This window comes from Anaerovorax odorimutans, from assembly GCF_024459955.1.
GTDB lineage: Bacteria > Bacillota > Clostridia > Peptostreptococcales > Anaerovoracaceae > Hominibacterium > Hominibacterium odorimutans_A.
In genome coordinates, this window is sequence record NZ_JANFXK010000014.1 from 16,004 (window position 1) to 40,242 (window position 24,239).

At 49.8% G+C, this 24,239-nt stretch carries 15 protein-coding genes and 2 riboswitches; of the genes, 5 read left to right on the plus strand and 10 right to left on the minus strand.

The window, feature by feature from the left end:
- Positions 1-162: 162 nt before the first annotated feature.
- Positions 163-1,389, minus strand: coding sequence for a saccharopine dehydrogenase family protein (locus tag NE619_RS12355; RefSeq protein WP_256132736.1), 1,227 nt, complete (start codon positions 1,387-1,389; stop codon positions 163-165).
- An 859-nt stretch (positions 1,390-2,248) separates the two neighbouring features.
- Between NE619_RS12355 and NE619_RS12360 the strand changes: the two genes are divergently transcribed.
- Positions 2,249-2,542: a hypothetical protein gene (locus NE619_RS12360; protein WP_256132737.1), complete on the plus strand. Its 294-nt coding sequence runs from the start codon at positions 2,249-2,251 to the stop codon at positions 2,540-2,542.
- Between the two features lie 123 nt (positions 2,543-2,665).
- Positions 2,666-4,420 carry a helix-turn-helix domain-containing protein gene (locus NE619_RS12365; RefSeq protein WP_256132738.1) on the plus strand — a complete coding sequence of 585 codons (1,755 nt, stop codon included), beginning with the start codon at positions 2,666-2,668 and terminating at the stop codon, positions 4,418-4,420.
- Positions 4,421-4,530: 110 nt separating this feature from the next.
- Here NE619_RS12365 and NE619_RS12370 read toward each other — a convergent pair whose 3' ends face one another.
- A complete protein-coding gene (locus NE619_RS12370; protein WP_256132739.1) occupies positions 4,531-6,900 on the minus strand; it encodes a hypothetical protein in 2,370 nt (789 codons plus the stop codon).
- Positions 6,901-7,028: 128 nt separating this feature from the next.
- A riboswitch (cyclic di-GMP riboswitch) is annotated at positions 7,029-7,104 on the minus strand.
- A gap of 148 nt (positions 7,105-7,252) precedes the next feature.
- Here NE619_RS12370 and NE619_RS12375 point away from each other — a divergent pair.
- Entirely contained in the window at positions 7,253-7,702 is a 450-nt protein-coding gene (locus NE619_RS12375; protein ID WP_256132740.1) for a hypothetical protein, read from the plus strand.
- A gap of 82 nt (positions 7,703-7,784) precedes the next feature.
- Here NE619_RS12375 and NE619_RS12380 read toward each other — a convergent pair whose 3' ends face one another.
- The 5 genes from NE619_RS12380 to metK form a co-directional block, all read right to left on the minus strand.
- Positions 7,785-8,096 carry a DUF6506 family protein gene (locus tag NE619_RS12380; RefSeq protein WP_256132741.1) on the minus strand — a complete coding sequence of 104 codons (312 nt, stop codon included), beginning with the start codon at positions 8,094-8,096 and terminating at the stop codon, positions 7,785-7,787.
- A gap of 16 nt (positions 8,097-8,112) precedes the next feature.
- A complete protein-coding gene (locus NE619_RS12385; protein ID WP_256132742.1) occupies positions 8,113-9,822 on the minus strand; it encodes a molecular chaperone HscC in 1,710 nt (569 codons plus the stop codon).
- Between the two features lie 8 nt (positions 9,823-9,830).
- The gene (locus NE619_RS12390; protein WP_256132743.1) at positions 9,831-13,031 is read right to left on the minus strand and encodes a J domain-containing protein; all 3,201 of its coding nucleotides are present in this window, start codon (positions 13,029-13,031) and stop codon (positions 9,831-9,833) included.
- Positions 13,032-13,137: 106 nt separating this feature from the next.
- Entirely contained in the window at positions 13,138-14,454 is a 1,317-nt protein-coding gene (locus tag NE619_RS12395; protein WP_256132744.1) for an aspartate kinase, read from the minus strand.
- A gap of 18 nt (positions 14,455-14,472) precedes the next feature.
- The gene (metK, locus tag NE619_RS12400; protein ID WP_256132745.1) at positions 14,473-15,663 is read right to left on the minus strand and encodes a methionine adenosyltransferase; all 1,191 of its coding nucleotides are present in this window, start codon (positions 15,661-15,663) and stop codon (positions 14,473-14,475) included.
- 84 nt (positions 15,664-15,747) lie between these two features.
- A riboswitch (SAM riboswitch) is annotated at positions 15,748-15,863 on the minus strand.
- Between the two features lie 132 nt (positions 15,864-15,995).
- Here metK and NE619_RS12405 point away from each other — a divergent pair.
- Positions 15,996-17,177: a hypothetical protein gene (locus NE619_RS12405; protein WP_256132746.1), complete on the plus strand. Its 1,182-nt coding sequence runs from the start codon at positions 15,996-15,998 to the stop codon at positions 17,175-17,177.
- On the opposite strand, the gene NE619_RS12410 is transcribed toward NE619_RS12405, so the two are convergent.
- Positions 17,161-18,243, minus strand: a complete 1,083-nt coding sequence (locus tag NE619_RS12410) for a serine hydrolase domain-containing protein (RefSeq protein ID WP_256132747.1) — start codon at positions 18,241-18,243, stop codon at positions 17,161-17,163. The two genes, NE619_RS12405 and NE619_RS12410, sit on opposite strands and share 17 nt — an antisense overlap.
- 488 nt (positions 18,244-18,731) lie before the next feature.
- Here NE619_RS12410 and NE619_RS12415 point away from each other — a divergent pair, with 488 nt between their 5' ends.
- Positions 18,732-19,862, plus strand: a complete 1,131-nt coding sequence (locus NE619_RS12415) for an aldo/keto reductase (RefSeq protein ID WP_256132748.1) — start codon at positions 18,732-18,734, stop codon at positions 19,860-19,862.
- Between the two features lie 83 nt (positions 19,863-19,945).
- Here the strand turns inward: NE619_RS12415 and NE619_RS12420 are convergent, their stop codons facing one another.
- Both NE619_RS12420 and NE619_RS12425 read right to left on the minus strand, forming a co-directional pair.
- Positions 19,946-23,401 (minus strand): Cna B-type domain-containing protein, encoded by a 3,456-nt coding sequence (locus tag NE619_RS12420; RefSeq protein WP_256132749.1) that lies wholly within the window; start codon positions 23,399-23,401, stop codon positions 19,946-19,948.
- A gap of 205 nt (positions 23,402-23,606) precedes the next feature.
- The gene (locus NE619_RS12425) at positions 23,607-24,146 is read right to left on the minus strand and encodes a CHAP domain-containing protein (RefSeq protein ID WP_256132750.1); all 540 of its coding nucleotides are present in this window, start codon (positions 24,144-24,146) and stop codon (positions 23,607-23,609) included.
- Positions 24,147-24,239: the final 93 nt, after the last annotated feature.

Here is a 24,239-nt window from a genome sequence, read left to right on the forward strand (position 1 = left end):
TGCCTGCGGCCTTCATAAAATTTCTGCACAGCAAAGAGAGCCCACATCACTGCGCGCTCTCTTCGCTCGGATTTATGCTATTATGTTTTAAGAAGCGATTTTACATGACTTTTCTATATTTTTCAGGTTTCACCCTGAGGAAGTATGTACTCCCCAAAGGAGTTACAATTCTTTTACCTTTGTATCCAAGGTGATATCCAGTTCTGCCGCGTATTCGAAGTAAGCGTCAACCTGCTCGAATGTCAGCATGTCGGAAGAGATTAATCCTGTCTGGTCGAACTTGTCGTTTACAAACAGTTTTGTGAACAGATATCCGCCCTGACCGGTCAGGTACATTTCCGCTGTGATTCCGGATTTTTCATAGGATTCAACCAGTCCCGGAGCATTTACGTGGGTTTCTACCAGCACGTCTTTGCCATCTTTCTTACCATAGGCTTCGATTACCATGCAGCCGGAGTCGGAAACAAGACCTTCGTCAATGATTTCCTTGATTTCTTCCTTGAACTTCGGAGCAGGCGGAACGTGAGCCAGCACTACATCGAACGGTGCGATTTCAACGCCCTTGATGGTTTCGGTTTTATGAGAAAGCAGTCCTGCTCTGTAAAGCGGTTTTGCGAAATCAACGCCAGCGCCCGCATACTTAAAGTAAGCGTTCTTTGCGCCCTTGAAGAATTTTTCGGCATTGAAGCTGTAATGGATCGGCTCATCGTGGCAGTGTTCTACAAACGTGATTTCCTCATCCATGTAATCGTACTGTCTCTTGATCGGCAATTCGAAGGCAGGGGTGCGAACCAGCTTGCCATCGACAAACGCGTAAGCTTCTTCACTCATATCGTGGAGAGCTGTTACAGGAGACCACCAGTACGGCTGGAATCTCTTGGCTTCAACGCCTTCCCAAACGATGTTGTAAATGGTATCGCAGGTGTCCAGATAACGCATCGCGTCTCTTGTAGCGGCGCAGATGAGTCCCGGCGCAGAGCCTGTTCCTACAATGGCGGTTCTGCCAATTGCTTCAAATTTCGGGCCATATTCATTATACTGAATGCGGATACTTTCAACCCAGTCTTCGTGCAGAGCTGTAGTTGCCGCATAGTCCTGATAGTTTGCCTTTACTTCCAGAGCCGCGTCCAGAACGTTCTTTGTGCATTCCAGCGGAAGAGCGTTGAGAATCAGATCCACTCCCTGAGCCGCAGCAACGATGCTGTCTTTGCTGTGTGCGTCAACCTGGGTGCCTCTGGCCTTTGTCAGGTCATTTACCAGATTATCCACTGCTTTTTTATCATAATCAGCGCAGACGATTTCTGCTACGCCCGGGTCAACATCCAGTCTTCTTGCTGCTGCGGAACCCTGTGCTCCAACTCCTAATACAAGTATTTTTTTCAGTGCCATTTTTCTATACCTTACCTTTCCAATCAATCATTTTTTATCATGGTTTTATTATAGCGGAAAGAAAGCGGCTGCGAAATTTACTTGTTGCCATCTTTTGCATTTTTATATGCTCTGTTCGCCGCCAATATTTTCAGATTATTTCGTAAGTTTGGAGTCCGGAGCAAGATCCGGCCTCTTTGAGCGCAAGATTTATATAGTCATGTAACCGGGGAAATTTTTTTGGACTTATCTGCGCTGAAAAAGCGGAGAAAAAAACTGCAGGGAAACGATACTTTCAGGAAAGAACACAGTATGATTTCCGTGAAACCTGTGAATTAACAGCTTTTTTGGCAATATGCACATTTATTCAACAACGGGCTCATTTCGGCTTTCTTGTTGATAAAAATAGCAATCCGCCTTTTGGGCCGTTTCTCACAAGGCCCCACCTGCCGTAAAGCCATGTGCCCTCCATGCCCAACCGGTAACTTTTCCTGTTTTTTTCAAAGGGTTACGCATTTTTCAATGATTCCGCGGCTTCTGAAAAAGCCGGTAGCACAAATTTTCATTTCTGGCATTTTCGGGCACCCGCAAACCCACAACTTTGCGTAACCCGATGCCGATTTGAAGAAAAAGTTACCTCTGCTGGCATTGTCTTTCATTCATGCCCGGCGGCCGCCAGCCGCTGGGACCGGGTACCCTTTCATATAGAAGCTTATAACTTACGAGTCGCCTGACAAGAAGATGACCGACGACGACCGGAAACCTGGCGCTTTTTGCTTTGAAATGGCGCAACAGCGGACGAAATATGTGGGTTTGCGGGGTTTGCGGATTTATTCTTTAGAAATTTCCACTGGAAATTGACCGGCATGTGTAAGAAACGTTGAAAAAAGATCCGCTTTTGCCCCATTTTTTGAATAAAAGATCCGAAAACAATTTAGCACGTTACAACGCGAAATTAAATAGAAGTTTCTTCTTGGCAGAACTCGAACAGAACGCAGGCAAAACACAGCCCTGCTACAGCAGAGAGCAGAGAATGGTTTTGGGTTTGCGACCAAATCCCAACTTTGCCGGCAAATCCCGCGACCATTGCCCACAAAAACTCACCTTGGTCGCAGGGCAAAATGAAAATTTCTGCTTTGACAATTCCGCCAGTATGTTCCGCTTTCCCTTTTGAGGCGGTTGGTGGTATAATGGTTCCGTTGATTGATACGGCGTTGCCGTAAGGACGGAACCATTGAAATCCGCTGCGACGCGGCTTGCCGGTTAGAATGGTTCTATGTAAAAACGGAGGTTAGGTATGCTGTTGGAAAGTGTTTCTTATATAGATGAGCTTCCTTTTGAGCTGTCTTTTCTCAATGTGGGGGAGGAAAGCAAGCATTGTCATAAGGAAATTGAAATCCTGCTGGTGCTCCGCGGGACGACCCACTATCAGATTTATCATACGGATTATGAGCTGAATCCTGGTGATTTGATTATCGCCGATGTGGAGGATTTGCATCAGATTCATGATTCATCCGATGATATTCTGCTGCTGTCCGTCCATGTGGATACCGGGCGGTTTGAGCATCTTTATCCCAATATCCGCTATATGTTCTTTGTCTGTGAGGAGTGCATGGAGGGGCCGGCCGGAAACAAGCAGCTCCTGGAAAGCAAGCTGACCCGTCTGAAGGGACACATCTCCAGAATGGCCGCGGACTATACGGCAAAGAATCGGAATATCTCCCTTCTGACAGAAGAGGTCAGTCAATTGGTCTCTATTCTGGTCAATCACTTCCAGGGTTTTTTTATGGAAGATTACCAGTATAAGACCAGCCAGGAAGACATGAGCCATGATGACCTGCAGCGACTGTCCCGCATCACCCGCTACATCATGCTCAATTATAAAGAAAAGATTACCCTTGATGATGTTTCCAACATGGAACACTTGAGCTCCTATTACGTTTCCCATTTAATCAAGAAGACCCTCGGCTTCAACTTTCAAAACTTTGTCAACGCCATCCGTCTGGAATACGCTGAAAAACTTTTGGTGTTCAGCAGCATGACGCTGATGCAGATCAGTCAGGAGTGCGGCTTCTCATCGCCTAATTACTTTAACAAATGCTTTTCGGCCTGGCATGGGAAAACGCCTGCTCAGTATCGAAAAGAGTATCACCCCTGCGAACGGTCTTTTAAAAACCCCTTTACCCAGGAAGAAGCGCTGGCACTGCTGACACCCTTCCTCAACGTTTCCAAGCAGGGCCGCAAGCCGCCTGAAAGGGTCACGGTAAAGCCGGATTTCAGCGTTAAAAGCTTCCTTAACTTTTGGGACCGCTGCGCCCCCCGCATTGTCATCGATTCACTGGAAGCCGCCCTCAATCTGGGCTGTTACCGGGAAAGTATTCAGCGAATCCGGCCAGCAGCCTTTATCCTCGACGAAAGCCTCACCAGACGGAACAAGGACCTGGAAAAGAGCCTGTGGAAGCTTCTGGAGCCGCTGGAGATCCCCCTCTTTGCCGATCAGATCATCCGGGATGAAGATCTGATCGCCGCCCCCGATACGGCGGCAGCCTTCGAGCAGGTCCTGCAGGCCGGGCACTCCCGCATCCGCCTGCTGGGAGAACGGAACGCTCTTTTTACCGCAGAAGGTCTCAGAACACCCGCCTATCAGGTTTATGACTGCTTCGCTCAGCTTTCCGAGCCCAAGTTTTACGATGCCGGGACTCATATTTTAATCAGCGGCGGCGAAGTACAGGCAATCCTGCTGCTCAATACGGATTCCGACGCGGCACTGGATATCCATCTGGCCTTGGATCAAATTCCCTGTGAGAGCCTCTTGGTCCGCCGGGATTTCCCCTGGAACGAGAACTGCCACAATATCCTTCGCAGCCTGAAAACGCAGGAACAGACCCTGCCGCCTCTGCTCAAGCAGCGTATCAATGATAATTCCGACGGCGAAACCCGTTTTTTCCGTTTGGAAAAGGGCCACAGTCCGAAGGATTTCCTGATTTACCATAATTCCGCCTCTATCCTGGAAATATTCGCACCGATAAGCGATGAAGGAGAACGAGCATAGCGCGCCTCCCCTCCCGGGCTTCCTACATTCTCCCGCATGTACATGGCGGAATCAAAAAGCAGCTTCCTCCAATCAGAGGACAGCTGCTTTTTCATATCTATGTACCTTCATTACTGCTCTTTCTTCCGAAAGGGTCTGACACAGAGAAAAATTATAACGCCGCTGGCTAAAGCGAGCAGAACCCATTGCCACAATGAAAAATCATCTCCCGTGGCAGGGGTTTCCTGGACAGACGTTGCGTTTGCCGATGATGGGGCCGCACTGTCTTTATCTTTAGCTTCCCCTGTTTTCTCCGAATTCGCCGCCGGAACCTGATGGTTCTGACCGTGGTCTGTATATGCCAGCGCGAATGTCGATAATCGGTCTACTGCTACGGTTACTGTTTTGTCGTTATCGTCCTGGTCGAAAAGCTCTGTAGTCACCAGCGTTCCGTCCTGTTCTTCATGTACATGCACAACGGAAAACTCCCGCTTGATATCGGAATCCGGCAGCAGCTCTTCCGGCACAGAAATAGTCATCTCCATAGATTTTCCCAGCTCAGAAATATTGCTTTCGGTTCCGTCTTTGATTTTGATTAAATTGATGTCCAGATAGCTTCCCAGCGTCTTTCCGCTGTCTGTCAAAGCATTTTTCACTTCCTTGACTACTTCCCCGGAAGGGCTTTCTACCTTATCTACTCTGACAACAAACTGAATCAAACTTCCCGCCGCGATGTCCGTCTTATCCTCCTCCGACAAAAAGCTCTGAGCGTCTTTATCCTTGATCGCAATGTCAGGCACTCCGGGCTTGACCTCTGTGCTGATCGGCGGTATGGCAACAGTTCCCTTTTCTTTAATCTTCCACAGGGATTGATTTTCCACTTTCTCATATCCCAGGCTTCCCTCCCTGAGGGCAAACCATCCGGCCTGCGCTTCACCGCTGCCGCAGGCTATGGCAGTCTCACCGATTTTCATATCCGGAGCGATCAGCACCGCCGGTACGCCTTCTTTTTTAGGCACAAAGTTCTCAAGAGACAGAGGCCGTTTCAGCTCAATGGTATCAAACTGACCTGCTTCCCTGATCTTTGTTTTATCACCGGTTACCTGCAAAACCGCAGTTCCTTCGAGAGGGCAAGGCTGTCCGCCCTTCACATAACCGCCCCATGCCGTATCCAGCTGGCTGTTGGAAACCGTAAGTTCTGCTTTTGAACATGGAACATCTCCCTCGGCCTCACCGCCTGCCGCTGCCGAAGCATAAAAAGTATCATCCAGTTCGTCTACAAAAATTCCTGAACACTCAGACATTTGAATCTGTGAGCTGCCGACATCCGCAGAGCCGTCTCCTTTGGCTTCTCCTCCTCCCAGTATGCTCCCTGCCAGCTTATCGCCGGTAAATTCCATTTCAACGGAACCGGCCACATCGGCCTTGGAAGCAGCATCAACCGTCCCTCCGCCATAAATGGCGGCACAGACCCAATAATCTTTAAATTGTTCTTCTACCGGGGTGATACTGTCTTTAACCAGCATCTTTACCGATCCGGCGTTTGCTGAACCCCCGTTGACGGCATTGCCTCCGCCGTAAATATATCCGTACAGATTGGAAAAGTTTTTCAGTTCTATGCGAATGTTTCCGGCAATATCCGCGTTCCCTTTATCCGCATCTCCTCCTGCGCAGAGGATCATCATTTCATTTCCGTTACCGATCACCTCAACGGAGCCGGCACCGGCGCCGGCATTTTTTCCGCTGGCATAGCCGCCCCCATATACCTCTCGGATATCGACAGCATCCAGCTGAATTGAAATCTTCCCCTTTACATCGGCCCGTGCGCTGCCGTCACCGCCGGCATGTGCCGTGCCGCCGCCCCGGAGCGAATAAGTCCTGCCTTTAGTCTGAGCATAGGCATTTCCCACCACAGCCGAAGCCTGAAAGCTGCCGCTGGTGCTGGCGTAGCCGCCCCCGTAAATGCTGCCGTGATTACCTGTGGGATCTGCCAGGATTTTGGCAGAAGCAGTCCCTTTTACATTGGCGCTGGCATCTCCCTTGGCAGCGTCGGCGCGCCCTCCGCCGTAGACCGTTGACGCATCGACTTTACCTTTAATCAGAACGGTGACGTTTCCGCTTACATCCGCGTTCCCGCTGCCGTCCGAATATCCGCCGCCATAAACAAACCCAGTCTGGACATTGTCAATGACAATACTGGTATCACCCTCAACGGGAACATTTTTTCCGCCTCCGTAGATCGCCGTCCCCGGGCCCACTTCATCTTCCAGCAGCTTTTCCGTTCCTGACTGGTCGTACACATAGGCTTTTCCATCGGCACCCTGTTTAATCAGAATCGGAACGCCGTTGGCATATATATGAGAGCCCTCTTTCATGACCCCTGCATTCTCCCCATCGGCTCCGGAAGCTGCCGCCTCATCTGCCCAAACGGTCAGCCCTGACAAAGCACTTAAAAGCCCGATTATAGCTGCCATCAAAACGATTTTCCTAAGCTTTTTCATGTCAATCACCTGTCTTATACAGAAATACCCGTATCCTTTCCTTGCACACAGCAGAGCATATCCGGGGCCAAAAAAAATCATCCCAAAGGATGACGCAGCAAAAATAAATAGAAACACATTCTATGTTTTTTCGCAGCTGGCTGCCATTTTACAGGCCCTGTAGCTTTGCGTCACCGCGTTTCCCCGGCTTTGCCCATTCAATTGTATGGTTTAATCATACGCCTTTATCAAACTATTGTCAATAACAGTAAGCTCGTTTCCAGATAAAGGATTTTCCCCGTTCCGCAGCCTTCATGAATATCACAGCCACCAGCGGAAAACACTAAAAAAGTGTGAAAGAAGGTGAATAAGCTTGAACCTGTACGAAATCTTTGTTTCCGTGGCAGTGGGAATGATTACCGGGATGCTCTCCGGCTGGCTGTCCGGATTCATGGTGATGAACCATTACCGAAAAATTGACGATGAAACGCAGCGCCGCCAGCTCCACATCAAGTATCTGGAAGCAACCACCATGCACGTCTCCAAGGTACTCAATGAGATCGATCTGCTGATACACAGAGATGGCCCTCTCGATTACGAAAACGCCCTTCGGGAAATCGGCGTCTTTCAGATTCCCAGCGGGAAATTAGATGAAAAGGACGATTCCGCCGCCATTATTCAGGAAAAGACGGCCCTCATGGATAAAATAGAAAAAGGAATCAAGAACGAAACGCTGGACCTGCGCCAGGCTGCCATGGAGCTGATCAAGCTGTCCGCGAAACTGATCGTCGCCATGGAAAACTATCGGCGTGAAAAGCTGTAGAACAAAAATGAGAAAGGCCCTGTACAAACCGTTTCCCGCAGTTTGCACAGGGTCCCTTCTTTAGCCGGACAGCCATATGAAATTATCTAGCTCCCCATTTTTCGTCGCCGGACATTCCGTCGTAGCCCGGGTGATTGTCAAAGCGGATCACGCCCACCGGACATTTGCCCGCCACCGCTTCCGTAACCCTCGCGTGGCCGATGGTGCCAAAGCCTCCGCACAGCTCCAGAGCCACTACGCCTTCATCCGCCAGCTTAACTGCTTCTTCTGCGGCGGATTCATAGCTGCCGACACCCACCAGGATCATCTCCCCGTTTTCTCCGGTTTCCATGACGCTGCGCTGCGGCGCTTTGATCTCACCATTGATGAACATAAAACAAACTTTTCTTTTCATATCTTCCTCCTTATCCTTAATCAAACAGGTCGTCCTCCATGGCCGCCTCGATTTCGTCCAGAGCTTCCTTTACTTCCCCTCTGGCCTGATCGATAGCGCCCTGATCCTGTTTGTCTAAAACAGCTTCAAACTGGCTGAGCAAAAAGTCGATTTCCTGCCGGAGATCACCGGTGGCCTCTTCATAAAGCCGTTCTCCTCGAAACAGCAGCAGCTTGTTTGCTTCCTGCTCCCGCGGATGTATTTTCAGATAGTTCAGCTCTTCCATACGCTTTTCGGCTTCTTCTTTTGTCAGCTGGGAGCCTTCTTTTTGTATGACCATCTTCTTCGTGACACCGGTGGAGTTGACTTTGACCTTTACCTCCAGAATCGAATTGATGTCATAGGTATAGGTCACGTCGATGGACTCCTCGCCCGCTTTTTTCGCCGGAACCGGCACCGTAATCTCCCCCAGCAGCAGATTATTCTTGGCAAACCGGCTTTCGCCCTGCAGGATATCTACCGTTATCTTTCTTTGAAAATCGCCGGCCGTGTACAGCGTGTTGGTCCTGCTGACCGGGATCACGGTATTGCGCTCGATGATCGGGAGGAAATGGCCGCTTTCCAGCATTTCTCCCAAACGCTGAACAGCTACCGAAGTCCCCAGAGTAAAAGGGCAGACCTCCGTGAGAACCACTTCCCGCACCGCCTGATTCCGCTCCTTCATGGCACACTGAATGGCCGCGCCCATGGCAATGGCCTCATCCGGGTTGACGTCCGTGTTGGGTATGCGCCCGAAGATGCGGCCCACAAAATTGCGGATGATCGGCAGCTTCGTCGCTCCGCCTACCAAAACGATTTCATCAATATCGGCAAGGCGCACGTTGGCGTCTTTCAGGCTTCGTTCAATGGGCTTTCGTATGCGGGTGAGAAGCAGCTGGCAATTTCTCTCGTACTCTTCCAGGGAAAACTCCCGCTCGTAGGTTTCTTTCTTAAGCACGCATTTCATGGACGAAACACTGCTGTCAGAGAACCCCAGCTTGCAGGCTTCCGCCTGCCTCTGCAGATATACCTGCTCCTTTGCCGTCAGCGAATCCTCATCAATGCCGTTTTCATGGAGCATCATGCCGCAAAGCACCCTGGTAAAATCCTCTCCTCCAATGAAGTTATCTCCTGCGATAGCCCTCACCTCCATAATATTTCCATACCGTTCCAGTATGGAAATATCAAAGGTTCCTCCGCCCAGATCAAACACCAGAAAGCGGGTATGGTCCGCCCGATTGTGAAGTCCATAAGCGATGGCCGCCGCCGTAGGCTCGTTGATGATTCTTTCCACCGTCAGGCCTGCCAGCTCTCCCGCCCGTTTAGTTGCTTTACGCTGTATATCGTTAAAATAGGCCGGTACGCTGATAACCGCTTCCGTAACAGGCTCTCCCAGATAACTCTCCGCATCCTCTTTCAGCGCCCGCAGTACCAGTGAGGACAACTCTTCCGCACGGAATTTGCTGTTTCCCAGAGAAAACTCCTTCTCCGTCCCCATGCTCCGTTTAAACAGAGAGGCCGTCATGTCGGGGAAAGTGGACATGCGCTCTTTCGCCGTTTTTCCCACATAGACCATTCCCTCTTCATCCACGCTGACGATGGAAGGGGTCAGATTCTCGCCCAGCCGGTTGGGGATAATCTTCGGCCCCTGGTCCGTATAATATGCCACCAATGAATTGGTCGTTCCTAAGTCAATTCCGATTTTCATGTTATCTTTTACTCCAGATTCGCCGCTGCGGAGGATAAGTCGTTGTCAGCGGGAGCAAAGCGCAGCCCTTCTTTATAGCAGTTCAGAGCCCGCTCCTTATCTCCCGTCAGCTCGTACAGATATCCCAGCTCATACAGAGCGTCGATGCAGCATCCATAGTTGCAATAGTCACATTTTCTCAATTGCAGGGCTTTCTCGAGAAACCCCTGCGCACTTGTATAATCTCCCTGGGTCGCGTAAAGCGCTCCCATCATCTGATAGATCATCGGCAGGCAGTGGCCCAGGGAACGTTCGAAATCATCGGGGATCTTTTTCAGCCCGTTTCGCGCAAAGAGCGCCGCGTCATCTTTTTTCCCCAGCTTGAGGCTGGCCCTCGCCGCCCATAGATGATAGTCGGCTTCCACGAACTCCGGTTCCTCGTAGCAATGCTCCCGATCCAGCCCTGCGATGGCCTTAAAAAAGTATTTCAATGCCTTGCGGTATTTTCCTTTATAATACAGGAGCTTTCCCGCTTCTTTCAGCGCCGCCGGCTCCGACTTTCCTTCGGATTCATAGATCACAAGAGCATCAGCGGTCTGTTTTTCATCGCGGAAAATATGGGCTTTCTCCCATCTGTATATAAAATCATAATCACCCAGCTGCTCCGCTCTTTTATATGCCTCCAGCGCCTGCCGTGCTTTGGAAAAATCTCCGGAAAGCCTGCAGATTTCAATCTGCTGGCAGAGATATTTGGTTTCCTTTGTCTTTTCATACACGGCCTGCAACAGTTGCCGCGCCTTTTCGTATTCGCCCCTTCGGCAGTGGAGATTGGCTGCGTTGGCGTAAGCCTCCTCGCAGGTTTCCCCTGTCTGTTCGCCCATATCAATGGCTTTCCTGTAGTAGCTCAGCGCTTCCTCCTCCTGATCGCGGAACTCCAGAATCACGCCCATATAATTGTAGGTGTATTCCAGCTCCGGATCCAGCCGGACCGCCTTGCTGAAGTCCTCCCAGGCTTCATCCAGCCGGTCCAGGCAGGTTAGAATCTGTCCTCTGCGCATATACGCGTAGGCCGACTCCGTCTGCTGCAGCTGGAGATTGGCATACTCCAGGGCTTTATCCCACTGCTCCAGTTCCCGGTAGACTCCGTCGATCATTCCGCAGATGCCGATACGGCCCGGTGCCGCCTCCCGTATCCGCTGGTACAGCCGGAGCGCATCCTCCGGGCGGTCGCATTCCTGTGCGATTTCCGCTTTCATTTCCAGCAGCGGCACATAACGTTCATCGACAGCAAGGCCCTGATCGATCAGCTCCACCACCGAGGTAAAGTCATCCTCCTCACCATTATACTCCATAACGGCCAGGTGATGATAAACCTCAGCCAGGTTTTCCACCTCGAAAATGCCTTCCTGGTCAGATTTTGCCTCTGTGTCTTCGATGATTTTGTAATAGATACGCCTGGCGTAAAGATACCGCTCCCTGGCTTCCTCAATATATCCTTTGAGAAATTCCAGTTCACTTCCCGAGATTTCTTCCCCTTCCAGATAGGCGATGGTTTCCTCCGCCTCTTCCAGCTCGCCTGCTTCAATGAGAATTTTTATCTTATAAACATAGGCCGCCAGCTCATAGGGGTAAATCTCCAAAGCCCGCTCACAATCGTCAAAGGCTTCGCCGTAATAATCCATATGGAAGAAAGCCTTTGCCCGCATTAAATAGGACACGTGGGAATTTCGGTCCGCCTCGATGGAGCCGGTCAGAGCATCCACTGCGCCTTCAAAGTCCCAAAGCTCGTAAAGGATCTGTCCCTTCTGTCGCAGAACCTCCCCATCCCGCGGATTCTGTTCCAAGAGCTGGTTCAGCAGCGACAGAGCGTCTTCCGTCTGCCCCAGGCTCTGGTAAATGGAGCTTTCCAGCTGGAACACATAGGGCAGCTGATCTTCCACTTTCCTTCGGTTTTCCTCCGTATCCGTAAGGTTTCGCAGACACTGTTCCCAGGCCTTTATATAGGAAAGGGCTTCCTTCTCATCTCCTCCGTACAGGCAGCTTCTTCCGATAAGGCTGTTGTATTGGATTTGGTGAGCTTCTTCCGGCTCTATATTCTCGAAAAGTTCCAAAACATTTTCGTATTTTCCGTTTTGGAAATAGGCCCATCCCAGCTCAAAGAGCAGCTCCTGGTTTTCCCCGTCCGCCCTGAGCCGATCCTTTAAGTCTTTTATGTAAAGCTCATTACACTCATGAAGCCATTCCTCTGCGCTCTGATCGTAAGGGTCCTCCTGCAAAAGCTGGCATAAGATTTCGTTGGCTTCCTTCAGTTTCCCGTTTTTCACATAGCATTTCGCCAGCCCAAACCGTCCCCATTGGGAAAGCGGCTCCTCCTGCAGCACCTGGCTGTACTCCCTCCGCGCTGCTTCATAGTCGTTGAGGCAAAAACAGATATCGCCCCGCATCAGTCTCACATCGGACAGCTCTTCATATTCAGGCAGCAGCTCCTCTATGAGCTCTTGGGCCTCCTGATAATGTTCTTCCTGACAGCAGATTTTCGCCTTTTCGATCTGGAAATATGGGGAGCGGATTCCGGTCGCCTTCATCTGCTCCAAAATCTCCCTGCCCTTCTTCGTATCCCCTTCTGCGATGCATCCGCTGAGTCCGGAGCTGAGGCGCAGGTATTCGTCAAAAGGAAGACTGTCGTCGCCGTAAAGGAACTTGTACGGCGGGTATTCCTGCTGTTCTATGGATTCAACAATGACCGCGTCGAGAAATGCCTGAGGAAAACTTTCCCTCAGCTCATCCATATTTTCCATGAAACTGAAATAGCTGTCCAAAATCCGCACCACGGACTGAGGCAGGAAAAAATGGTCCAGCATATATTCCAGCAGGGCATCTCTCACCAGCGTCTTTGTATCCAGATTCTGGCACACGTCTTCTTTCAACAGTTCTTCCCACTGGGTCGGATCGATACGCCTGGAAAAATGGCGGTACAGCTGGTCCGCACGCCGCATCCAGTCGCCTACCGGTCCGTCGTCCCAGGTTTCCTCCGGCGTGGGCGCTTCGCCTTCGTCGCCGCTGTCAATTCTGTCCGCGGCTTTCAGCGCATCCTCCAGCGCGGCCCGCAGAGCCATGAATTCCTCCGGGCTGTCCTCGGGATGGGTAACGGTCAGTTTTTTTCGGTAGGCCTCCTGAATCGCCTTTTTATCGTTTGTCTCCTGGATTCCCAGGATGTCCCATATGTTCATGTTTATCTCCTACTGTCATCGGAATCAATCTATTATGGAAATCATACCACAGATATAAAAACGAGCAAAGGAGAAAAACTCCTCTGCCCGCTGTTTTTTCATGTTCTTATTCTACGAAAGCGTTGTAAATGGCTCGGATCGACGTTTCCAGATCTTTATTCTCAACACCTACGATAATGTTCATTTCGCTGGAGCCCTGGTCGATCATGCGAATGTTCACGCCTGCTTCCGCAAGAGCTGTGAACAGCTTTGCCGATACGCCGGGGCGGTCGGACATACCGTAGCCTACCGTAGCGATCAGCGCCACCTCCTCGGATACGTCGATGGTATCCGGCTTGAGCTGCTGCTGGAACTGTTCCAGAATCTCGTCCAGTCTGCCGTCGATGGATTTGTTGGAAAGAACGACCGATACCGTATCAATGCCGCTGGGCAGGTGCTCCAGAGGAATGTCAAAGTCCTCCAGAATTCCCGTCAGCCTGCGGACAAAGCCCCTTTCATCGCTGAGCATATTCTTGTAAAGGGCAATTACCGTAAAATCCTTGCTGCCTGCGATACCGGTGATAATCTGTCCGTCTTCCAGCGGTCCTGCTTCGGCAGTGATGAGGGTACCCTCGTCTTCCGGCCGGTTGGTGTTGCGGATGTTGATGGGAATATCGGCGACTCTTGCCGGATAAATGGCGTCTTCGTGAAGCACCGAAGCTCCCATGTAGGAAAGCTCTCTCAGTTCCTTATAGGAAATGGTGCTGATCGGCTTGGCACCTTCCACGATACGCGGGTCCGCCACCAGGAAACCGGATACGTCGGTCCAGTTTTCATAAACCTCTGCGCCTACGGCCCTGGCCACCAGCGCTCCTGTGATGTCGGAGCCTCCTCTGCTGAATGTCTTGACGCTGCCGTCCGGACTGCAGCCGTAAAAGCCGGGGATGGCCGCTCTGTCGTGCTTTGCCAGCTCTGCCTTCAATGCCTGGTCGGTCTCTTCTGCCAGCATCTTGCCCTTGGCGTTAAAGCGGATGAGACTCTGTGCGTCCACAAAGTCGTAGCCCAGATATGCCGCAATGAGTATGGCGTTGAGATATTCGCCTCTACTGGCAATGTAATCGGAAGTCGTTCCCTTTTCCAGATTCGACTTGATCTCATCCAGGTATTTCTGGATATTCACTTCCACCTCCAGGTTTACCTCCGTAACCTTATAGCGGTCGCACACCACCTGGAACAGCTGCTCATAAGGCAGGTTGTGTTCAATGTGCGTCTTGCACAGGTACAGCAGGTCCGTTACCTTGGTATCCCCGTCAAACCGTTTTCCCGGTGCGGAAACCACGATGTATTTCCGATCCGGATCAGCCTCAATGATCTTTTTCGTCTTTCCGATCTGAATGGCGTCCGCCACCGAGGAACCGCCGAATTTCGCTACTTTTATGCCCATTTATCATTCCTCCTGTTTTTATAAAACGCCTGCGCTCTTTTTCAGAGCTTCGGCCTTATCTGTCTTTTCCCAAGGCACGTCAATGTCCGTTCTGCCAAAATGTCCGTATGCCGCCAGCTGTCTGTAGATCGGCCTTCTCAGGTCCAGATCGCGGATAATGGCCGCGGGCCGCAGGTCGAAATGTTCTTCCACCAGCTGGGCCAGCTTTTCATCGGAAACCTTTCCGGTCCCGAAGGAATCTACCAGAACAGATACCGGTTTTGCCACGCCGATGGCGTACGCCAGCTGGATCTCGCATTTATCGGCCAGTCCTGCCGCCACCAGATTCTTTGCTGCGTATCTGGCCGCGTAAGCAGCGGAGCGGTCCACCTTCGTCGGGTCCTTACCGCTGAAAGCGCCGCCGCCGTGGCGTGCGTATCCGCCATAAGTATCTACAATAATCTTCCTGCCGGTCAGCCCGGAATCCCCGTGGGGCCCGCCGATAACAAACTTGCCGGTAGGGTTGACGAAGTATTTTGTGTTTTCATCCAAAAGTTCCGCGGGGATAATCGGTTTTACCACCTGTTCGATGATGTCCGCCTGGATCTGGTCGTGGGTCACGTCCGGGTCGTGCTGGGACGAAATCAGTACCGTATCGATCCGCTTTACTTTATCGTCATCGTATTCAACCGTTACCTGCGTTTTTCCGTCCGGTCTCAGATATGGCAGCAGTCCCGCTTTTCTCACTTCGGTCAGGCGTCTTGCCAGCTTGTGGGCCATAGCGATGGGCATCGGCATCAGTTCCGGGGTTTCATTGCAGGCAAAGCCAAACATGAGGCCCTGATCTCCGGCGCCGGTCTCCTCCGGCTCATCGGCCAGAACGCCTTCTTTATATTCCAGCGCTTTATCCACGCCCAGCGCGATATCCGGCGACTGCTCGTCGATAGCCGTCAGCACGGCGCAGGTCTTGCCGTCAAACCCGTAATCGCTTTTGGTATACCCGATATCACAGATCACGTCTCTGGCGATCTTCTGTATATCTATGTAACATTCGGTAGTAATTTCTCCCATAATCATCGCGTATCCGGTGTTCACCGTGGTTTCCGCAGCTACGCGTCCGTAAGGGTCCTGCTCGAAGATCGCATCTAAAATGGCGTCTGAGATTTGGTCACAGACTTTATCCGGATGCCCTTCTGTCACTGATTCTGATGTAAAAAGTTTTTTCATCAATTGTTCCTCCTCTTTTCTCATAGAATCCTCATCTAGCGAAAAAACCTCTTCTTAAAAGAAGAGGTTTGATATTTTCGTTATCTTTCCTCATCTTTCAGAATAAACTATTCTGTAGGATTTAGCACCTTTTCTGTTCCTTGAGAAACATCTAGGTTGCCGGGCTTCATTGGGCCTATTCCCTCTGCCGCTCTTAATAAGGATTTCTATATGTTTTTTAATTACCTTATATATTATATAGTATTTAACCTGCTTGTCAATAGGTGCTATGCCTACTTGTAATTTTTATAAAATGGGTTATACTTTATGTATTATAATTTAAAGAGGTACCAATTTTGACCAAACCAAATTTTACAGTAATCGAGGGCGGACTCAGCGCTCCGAAAGAAACGCAGAAAAAATATTTCATGGGAGCCTATGTCACCGATACCCGTCTGATGGGCGTTATGGGGCTTTATATACATTGGCGGATTCCTGAGCAGGAGATTTCTCCGGATTTTCACCAGTTCTTTTATCTGGACGCGGAAGAATACGGATTTGAAACTTACAAGAGCATCTCGGGCAACAATGTGGAAGAGATCGCTGCCATCGAGCAGGCCATGATTGGCGGGCTGGGCGGCAAAAAGGTGGAGGTCACGGAGCGGGAAGCCAGATATCTGCTGTGCGAGTACGCTCGCTTTAACCAGCGTCACAAGCTGCCCTTGCCGGAAGGCCGGGAGGAATATGAATTTCTCATCGAGCATCCCACGGTGCTCAACCCCAATGAGCAGAAATTGCTGATTGATAAGCAGTGCGACCGGATTGTTTCCGCCTATCAGGTTATCAATTATTTTCTGATGCGCTGCTTTGGCCACGACTATGAAGCGGCCTCCTGGCTCACCGAGGGGGAATTTCCTCTGGACATATACGCCGAACATCGTCCGGCGACTCTGTGCAAGAACACCATTGACGAAAACGAACTGGAGCCGGGTACTTATCTGTGTGAATCCCTGATCGAATATAACGATCAGTACACGCTGCTGGTATCGGAAATAACCGTAAATAAAAACCGGATCACTTCCTTTGAAAAGTGTTCCGGCTTTCCGGTCAGCCCCACTGAGGCGGCGATGATGCTCTCCCGTCCTGAATTCGTTACGGTGTATGAAGTTCTCATGACGCCTGAAGATTTCAGCAGCAGCATCGGGCAAATGACCCATGGAACGATGATGACGCCCCATGAAAATGGCAAGCTTTTTCTTGCGTTCAATAACAATAACAATCATGTCAACAAACGGATTTTCCGTCTCAGCGAGGACGTTTTCGGGCTGTATTACATCACCGATTACGGCCAGCTGATCGTTTCCTCCTACAGCCTCAGCGGAATCCACGCCCTGGAGCGGGATCTGCGGAAAAGCGTGCTGGCGCCTTATCTGATGGCGACAGCCAAGTACGAATTCAAGGAACCGATCCTCTATGAATTCATCCAGAGCGATTTTGAGGATTTCAACGAATTCCTCGATTTTATACGGAACGAATAAGGATTTCGAAAATCTTTTTATTGATCTTTTTTACTGCTCCGCGGCTGATGTTTGACACCACGGTAACGTGGGCGCAGAGCGCGGGGCAGATCCAGAAGCTGGCGCGGAATCCGTCATCCGTGCCCTCATGTCCATAGATATCGTATTCTCCCTGACGGCGCATGAACCATCCCAGGCCCATTCCTTCTCCGTTATTGGGGACCGTGGCGCGCTTTTTCCATATTTCTTCGTAAGTTTTCTCTTTGAAAAACTTTCTCTCGAGATGAGCCTTCGCCCATTTGGCCAAATCGAAAACATTGCTGGTCAGCGTCGAGCTGGGGCCGTGCTGTCGGTTGTACGGATAATAGTTTTCCAAAATAATATGTTTTTCTTTGTCCTTTGTATGGGGCATCGCCATTCCCGCCCGGCTCAAGTCTTTGAGATCCAGGCTGCCATCCGCCCGCTCAAAAGTCAGGAATGTGGAATCGTCCATTTCCAGCGGGTCTAAGATAAATTCCTTCATATACTGTTCGTAACTCCGCCCCGATACTTCCGAGATAATCAGTCCCAAAAGCTCATAGGCGATATTGCTGTAGCGGAATTTGTTTTCCGCCGGAGACCACAGCATATGGGAATCCTTTACCTCCCCGCTGAGGGCGTAGTTTTTCAGTGCCAGTTCATCTGTCTGCGGTTCATCCCAGTGATAGTCCTCCACATCGCCCATTCCCGATGTATGGGTCAACATATGAATCAGCTGTATTTCCCCATATCGCTCATCTGCGATAGACACGTAAGGCAGCAGGTCCGCAAGCCGGTCCGTAAGGCTCAGCTTTCCCTTTTCGCACAGCTGCAGGATTCCCGCGGAAGTAAACAGCTTGGATACGGACGCCATATGAAAAATATGTTCCGGCATCAGGGGTTCCTTCGTTGTAACATCCTTTACGCCCAAAGCCTTTTTATAGTTCAGTCCCCGAAGATGCGCGGGGCCCTTTTCCCCCACCTCTACCGAAATGGCCAGGCCCGGCAGATCGTGGTAAAAAAGCGCTTCTTCCGCATATCCATCCAGTTGTTTTATGATATTTTCCATTGCGATTCTTCCTTTCCTTGGTTATAATCTATGGTGCGACCGTTCAATATCGTAAAGTTTTATCCGGCAGCTCGTAGCCGCTGTGCCGCAAACGGCGGTTCCGGTAACTATTCCCGATTTTTTCGAAAAGTTACGCACTTTTCAACGATCCTGCGGCCTTCAAAACAGTCGGTAGCACAAATTTTCGTTTTTTACAGTTTCGAACACCCGCGGGACCCACAACTTTGCGTAACTTTGCATCAATTTTTTGAAAAGTTACCGCAGCCCGCAAGCCGGCCCCGACTCATTCAGACCAGAATCGTATAACTTGCAAGCCACGTCGCAGCAAGTTTCACTATTTTCTTCCTTGCGGCAACGCCGTATTCAGTGATGAAAATAGTATAAGATGCGAGCCGAGTCGAGCATCTTTCACTTATTCTGCACCTTGCGGCAACGCCGGTATCAATTCGCTCAGAATAGTATAACACAAAAGATAAGGAGATGAATATATGCAATATCGTACATTTAACAAAACAGGAGAACAGGTTTCCCTCCTTGGAACCGGCACCATGCGTCTGCCCCTCTCAGAGGACGGGACCGTAGACCGCGCAGAGGCGATCTCCATGATCCGCCAGTCCATCGACCGAGGGGTAAATTATGTGGATACCGCCTATATGTACCACGACGGCGAAAGCGAAAAAATTGTCGGCGAGGCGCTGAAAGACGGTTATCGCGAAAAGGTTCTGCTGGCGGACAAAATGCCCGTGTGGCTGGCAAAGGACGAAGAAAAAATGAAGGAGCTCTTTGAAGAGCAGTTCAGCCGCCTGCAGGTGGATGTAATCGATATGTATCTGGTTCATAACATCACGGTTCCTGTCTGGAAACGGGCGAAAAAATTTAAACTGATGGAATTCCTGGAGGAGCAGCGGGCAAAGGGCAGAATCAAGCATATCGGCTTTTCGTTCCACGATGAGCTTTCTCTCTTCAAAGAGGTGATCGATGCCTATCCGTGGGATTTCTGCCAGATCCAGCTCAATTACATGGACAAGGATTTCCAGGCCGGTGAAGAAGGCCTCCGGTACGCGGCAGAAAAAAATATTCCTGTGGTAATCATGGAACCTTTGAAGGGCGGCAAGCTGACCGATGCGCTGCCTTCCTCCGTGGAAAAGCTGTGGAAACAGGCTGAGATCCAAAGGACTCCTGCCGAATGGGCCTTCCGCTGGGTAGCGAACCACCCGGAAGTCATGGTGATTTTAAGCGGCATGAGCGCAAAGGAGCAGCTGGAGGAAAACCTGCGCATCCTCTCCGACGCTGAGCCGAACAGCCTGACGGAAAAGGAGCTGTCGATCATCGACCGGGTATCGGATGAATACAACAAGCTGATACAGTATTCCTGCACAGCCTGCAAATACTGCATGCCCTGCCCGAAAAAAATCGACATCCCAACGGCAATCAATTTTTATAACGAATGGTTTCTCTATGAAGGAAACCCCAAAATCAAGGAAGACTACCCCACATGGCTCACCAAGGGCAGACAGCCCGGCGACTGTGTGGGCTGCAAGGCCTGCGAGGATCACTGCCCGCAGCACCTGCCGATCAGTGAGATCATGGAAAAAACAGCGGCGATCTTTGAAGATTAATCCTAAGCCAGAAAGAAACCGGAACTGCCCTTTGGCTGCTCCGGTTTCTTTTATTATACGATCCGCTCATTCACAGCGAAATTTTATTTTTCATCCGGCCTTCTTCTGATAAACGCCGCCAGCGCCATAAGGGCTGCCAGTGCGGCAAGAATTGCCAATGGAAGAATTTCCATGTCATCGCCGGTTTGAACGCTCTTCACGTCCTTTGTATCCTTAGATACTGTCGTCTTTGTGGACGAAGTTGTAATGACCGTTTTGTTCCCATCATCCCCGCCGTTATCGTAGTAATATTGGATCACATCTTCCGGCGGCCCCTCTTCTTTGTTGAGGGTGTTGATGATATTGAAACTGTCTGCCGCATAAGATGCGGTATATCCCGGAACCTCCCGCTCTCTCAGCGTATAGGTAATCGGCTTATCCTCTTTATCATAATAGACTTCAGGCTCGTAGATATATTTCCAATCGCCGTTTGCGTCCGGACTTACCCGAATGGTATCTACGACCGTTCCATTGGCCAGAATATCTACTAAAATGAATTCCGGCCTGAGTCCCTTGACATTATTGTCATCTACCCAGACTTTCTCTCCTTCAATCGGATAATATTCTTCAATCAGAGTGTTGACAATCCCGATTTCACGGCTACCACCGATATAGGACGGCAGATATCCGCTGGACTCCGTTTCTTCATTGCCCACCATGGTTTCTTTTACTGTATAGTTGATTTCTTTTTTTGTATCCTCGCTGTATCTTGGGAGATCGCTGAACGCATACCTCCAGCTGCCGTCCTCATCAGGCCGAACGATCTGTTCGTCAACTTTTTGGCCATCCCCGTACAGGGTAAGGGTTATCTGATCCGGTCTGGTCTGATATGCATTATTGTGATCCTCCCAGGTCTTTACTCCTGAAACACTCACATCATTTACCTGTTTCAGCGTATTGACAATATCAAGGCCTTCCTCTGTTTTTTGATATTCTGTTTCATAGCCTTCCACGTTATCTTCTTCCACTGTATAGCTAATTGCTTTTCCCTTGGTATCAAATTCAGGCAAACCACTGAAACTGTACGTCCAGTTTCCGGTCTGCGGATCAGGCGTAACCACCTGATGATCGATTTCCTCGTTATCCCGCATCAGCCGCACGGTAATGGAGCCCGGTCTGGTTTCGCTCTCGTTATCGCCGTCGATCCAGGTCTTGGTTCCGGAAACAGATGCGGTCCTGGTTTTATTGTCAAAGGCTACCTTTGCTACGGTTGAGGTGAATGTTTCATCCTTGTAATACTGCCTGGAGGCCATCAATCGGTCTTGTGCACCATCTGCTATCCATACCACAACCTTTACATAAAAACTGGTCGAATCATACACATATCTGCTGTTGTCCGGATTAGGCAGTTCTTCTATTTTATACAAAAAGGTGCCTGGCTTTGTAAATTGCAGGAGGCCAAATGAAACCTCATTCCCCTTGTTCTGCGCCAGAATCTGGTCTGGAGCTCCGTCTCGATCCGGACTGCTGCTGAGCAGGCTCGCCTTAAAGGAAAAGATCTGGTCTTCCCCAGGAATTTTTCCGTCTACAGTTTTGTTCGCTGTAAAAATGCTATTAACCGGCAGTATCTCCGGAGTCGTATTATTGAAAACTGGTTCCGTGTTTATGGGTTCGCTCACTATTCCATCTTCATACGTTTTATAATATGTTATCGTCTGACTCAGCCGTTCTCCGTTTGCTACCACTTTAACCTCTGCGTAATATTTTTGTTGGTCATAGGCAAAGTTATGGCTAGAGCTTATCATAGCATTTTCGCTCAGTTGATAAATATAGGTGCCTGGCTGCTCCAATGTCACAGGTCCTATGGTAATATCACCGTCCGCCGTATTGGTCCCCTCCACAGATCTGGTCGCGTAGTCAATGCCCCCGGGGTTGACTAATTCCGCCTTGAATTTGAACAGCCCGTCATATCCCTGGAATGGCTTTCCGTCTATATGTTTTTTCGCCTTAAAGGATGCAGTTATCGGCGCCAGCCTACTGTTGCTGAATTCTATGCCGGTCACAGTCTGCGTGCATGCTGAATTCGTATAAAATCCAACTATATTCGCTTTGAGACTGCCTGAGGCAGAAGTAACTTTTATCTTTGCGTAATAGACTTTATCATCATAAACATAGGCTTTGCCGCCGCTATCTTTGACTTCCCGTATTCTATAAACGTACTCGCCTTCTTTATCATACGTAAAGCTAAAGGTTACGCTGCCGCCCTGGTTTTCTACGGTCTGCGGCTGCTGGCTCACTCCCGCCGGAGCGCTGACCGGTTCAGCCTTAAAAGAAAATTTCTCCGTGGCTGTCGGTATCTGTCCCCCTACCGTCTTGGATGCAGACAGTTCTAAAGTCACAGGCTTGCTTCCTGACGGCTCAAAGTTGCCTATATTGAAATGGCTTACCTTGTCCGCGCTTGGCGCAAGCACATAAGTTGCTCCGTCTATCTCCACGCCGAAATAGTAGGTTCCGCCATTTGTCCCGGACACAGTATAGGATGCTCCCATCCCGGATGTGTAGAAATAACGGGTAACACCGTTTACAAGACTCTTATCGTTCTGCTTGAAATAATCCCAGGCTTCCTGCTGCTCACTTTCGGTGAGCGGGGACTGTGTCCAGAGAATGGCGAATCCTGCCTGTTTGACAACTGCACAATTTCCGGTAAGCTTTACTCCAACACAGCCTTTATACGGCCCTTCATTGATGCTTATGAACTCACCGCTCTTTTCGTATTTCTGAAAATCGCTGTCCCCGCCTGAGGGCTTGTCCTTTCCTTTTTGCGGTTTTCCCTTCAGGCCCGCAGCGTTTGCGGCCGCTGCTTTTATTATGGGCGCGCTGTTAGTAATTTGCTCTTTTTCTTTAAAGAAAACCTTTATATTCTGGTCCGCGTTTATGTCCCCAATCCGGTAAACTGCGGTATTTCCGTTCAGTTCGGTGCTTTCCGCTCTGCTCCCATTTACTTGAACCTGAGCGATTTCATAGTTTTCTTTTGGGGAAATCTCCAGTTTTACATGTTCGCCCTGAGCCGCTTTCGTGTGATAGGTATTTTCTGTCACTTCCGTTACAGCGCCGTCAGCAGCTCTTACCTTTACCGTTCCGTTTAATTCCGGTATCTCCAGGCTGATCTCATAGAGAGATACTTCTTTTGTCGCTTCCGTGGTTGGTTCTTCACGGTTAGCCTCTGTCTCTACTTTTTTCTTGTCTTTTTTGTCCTGATTTGTGCCCGGCTGGATTTCATCTTTTGCTTGGATTTTATTTTTGGTTTCCGAAGCTGTATTTACCGTCGGCTCCGTCTTCTCGGTAGCTTTCACTTCCGATTCTTTCTCTGCCTTGCCTTTTGTTTCCACTGTTGCTTTTTCAGTTGGTTCCGACCCTGCATCGGCCTGTTCCGATGCTATGACTGCTTTTGTCTGGCCATCACTGTCTTCTGCAAAAGCCGTCATAGCTGCTGCCTGTGAAGCAATCAGCATAATCGCCAGAACCACGCTTATCCACTTTTTCCCTCTCTTCTTTTTCATATCTTCCACTCCTGACTTTATTTGCGTCAAATAACCGGCTGTTTATTATGGCTCTATCATAAACCTCACCGTTTACATTTTGGTTACATTTTAACCTTTTTTCCAAAATATTCTTAAAACTTTTTATTCGCTTTAATTTTGGGTTGAATTGTCCCCCAAAATTGTCAGGAAATTGATAGGATAAAAGTATCCGCCTGCTGATTTATCAGTCATCTTCTGTCACATAAATATATCCCAACGGCTTTTCTTCTTTTCGCCAGGGCTCACCACAATGAAATACGATCCGGGATTTTTTGTTCTCTATTTTCCATCCGGATTCCGAAACGGTTAGCGGGTCGGTGTCTTCCACAACCGCCACATGTGTTTTATAACAGAGGATTGCTCCTTTTTTTGGCTCCTGTCCGTAGGGGTAACAGCTTTCCTTCTTGTTCTGTTCAAACCATGTACCGGCATCTCCTGTAAAAACGTGCTCCAATTTGCTGCCCCTCATTTCGCACACTCTGCCCCAGGCATACCAGGTGCAGTTTCCGGTCACATATCCGCCCCTCGTCCGGTGGTAAGGTGCCAATTCCGGATAAAACGGATTGATCTCGCGGCTATAATAAAATTTCGTTCCCCGATGGCCTTTCATCGGCGGTTCTGTGCGCATCGCCGTCTGCTGCCCTGCTCCCTGGGAAGCAACTCTTCCGCAAAATATAAAAATTGTCAGGATCAGAAGAATTCCTGCGACCAGTTTCTGCTTCATACGTTTACCTCTCTGCTGGTCCAATTTTATGAGGCTCTTTCACCGGTTAGAACCCTGGGCACAAAAAAAGAGGGCGGAACCTCTCTTCAGGCT

What these genes read in the sequence shown, in the direction of transcription:
- NE619_RS12370 (WP_256132739.1), bottom strand. Translation starts at nt 6,900, where the DNA reads ATGAAAAAGCTTAGGAAAATCGTTTTGATGGCAGCTATAATCGGGCTT.
- NE619_RS12355 (WP_256132736.1), bottom strand. Translation starts at nt 1,389, where the DNA reads ATGGCACTGAAAAAAATACTTGTATTAGGAGTTGGAGCACAGGGTTCC.
- NE619_RS12365 (WP_256132738.1), top strand. Translation starts at nt 2,666, where the DNA reads ATGCTGTTGGAAAGTGTTTCTTATATAGATGAGCTTCCTTTTGAGCTG.
- NE619_RS12415 (WP_256132748.1), top strand. Translation starts at nt 18,732, where the DNA reads ATGCAATATCGTACATTTAACAAAACAGGAGAACAGGTTTCCCTCCTT.
- NE619_RS12420 (WP_256132749.1), bottom strand. Translation starts at nt 23,401, where the DNA reads ATGAAAAAGAAGAGAGGGAAAAAGTGGATAAGCGTGGTTCTGGCGATT.
- NE619_RS12380 (WP_256132741.1), bottom strand. Translation starts at nt 8,096, where the DNA reads ATGAAAAGAAAAGTTTGTTTTATGTTCATCAATGGTGAGATCAAAGCG.
- NE619_RS12385 (WP_256132742.1), bottom strand. Translation starts at nt 9,822, where the DNA reads ATGAAAATCGGAATTGACTTAGGAACGACCAATTCATTGGTGGCATAT.
- NE619_RS12395 (WP_256132744.1), bottom strand. Translation starts at nt 14,454, where the DNA reads ATGGGCATAAAAGTAGCGAAATTCGGCGGTTCCTCGGTGGCGGACGCC.
- NE619_RS12425 (WP_256132750.1), bottom strand. Translation starts at nt 24,146, where the DNA reads ATGAAGCAGAAACTGGTCGCAGGAATTCTTCTGATCCTGACAATTTTT.
- NE619_RS12410 (WP_256132747.1), bottom strand. Translation starts at nt 18,243, where the DNA reads ATGGAAAATATCATAAAACAACTGGATGGATATGCGGAAGAAGCGCTT.
- NE619_RS12390 (WP_256132743.1), bottom strand. Translation starts at nt 13,031, where the DNA reads ATGAACATATGGGACATCCTGGGAATCCAGGAGACAAACGATAAAAAG.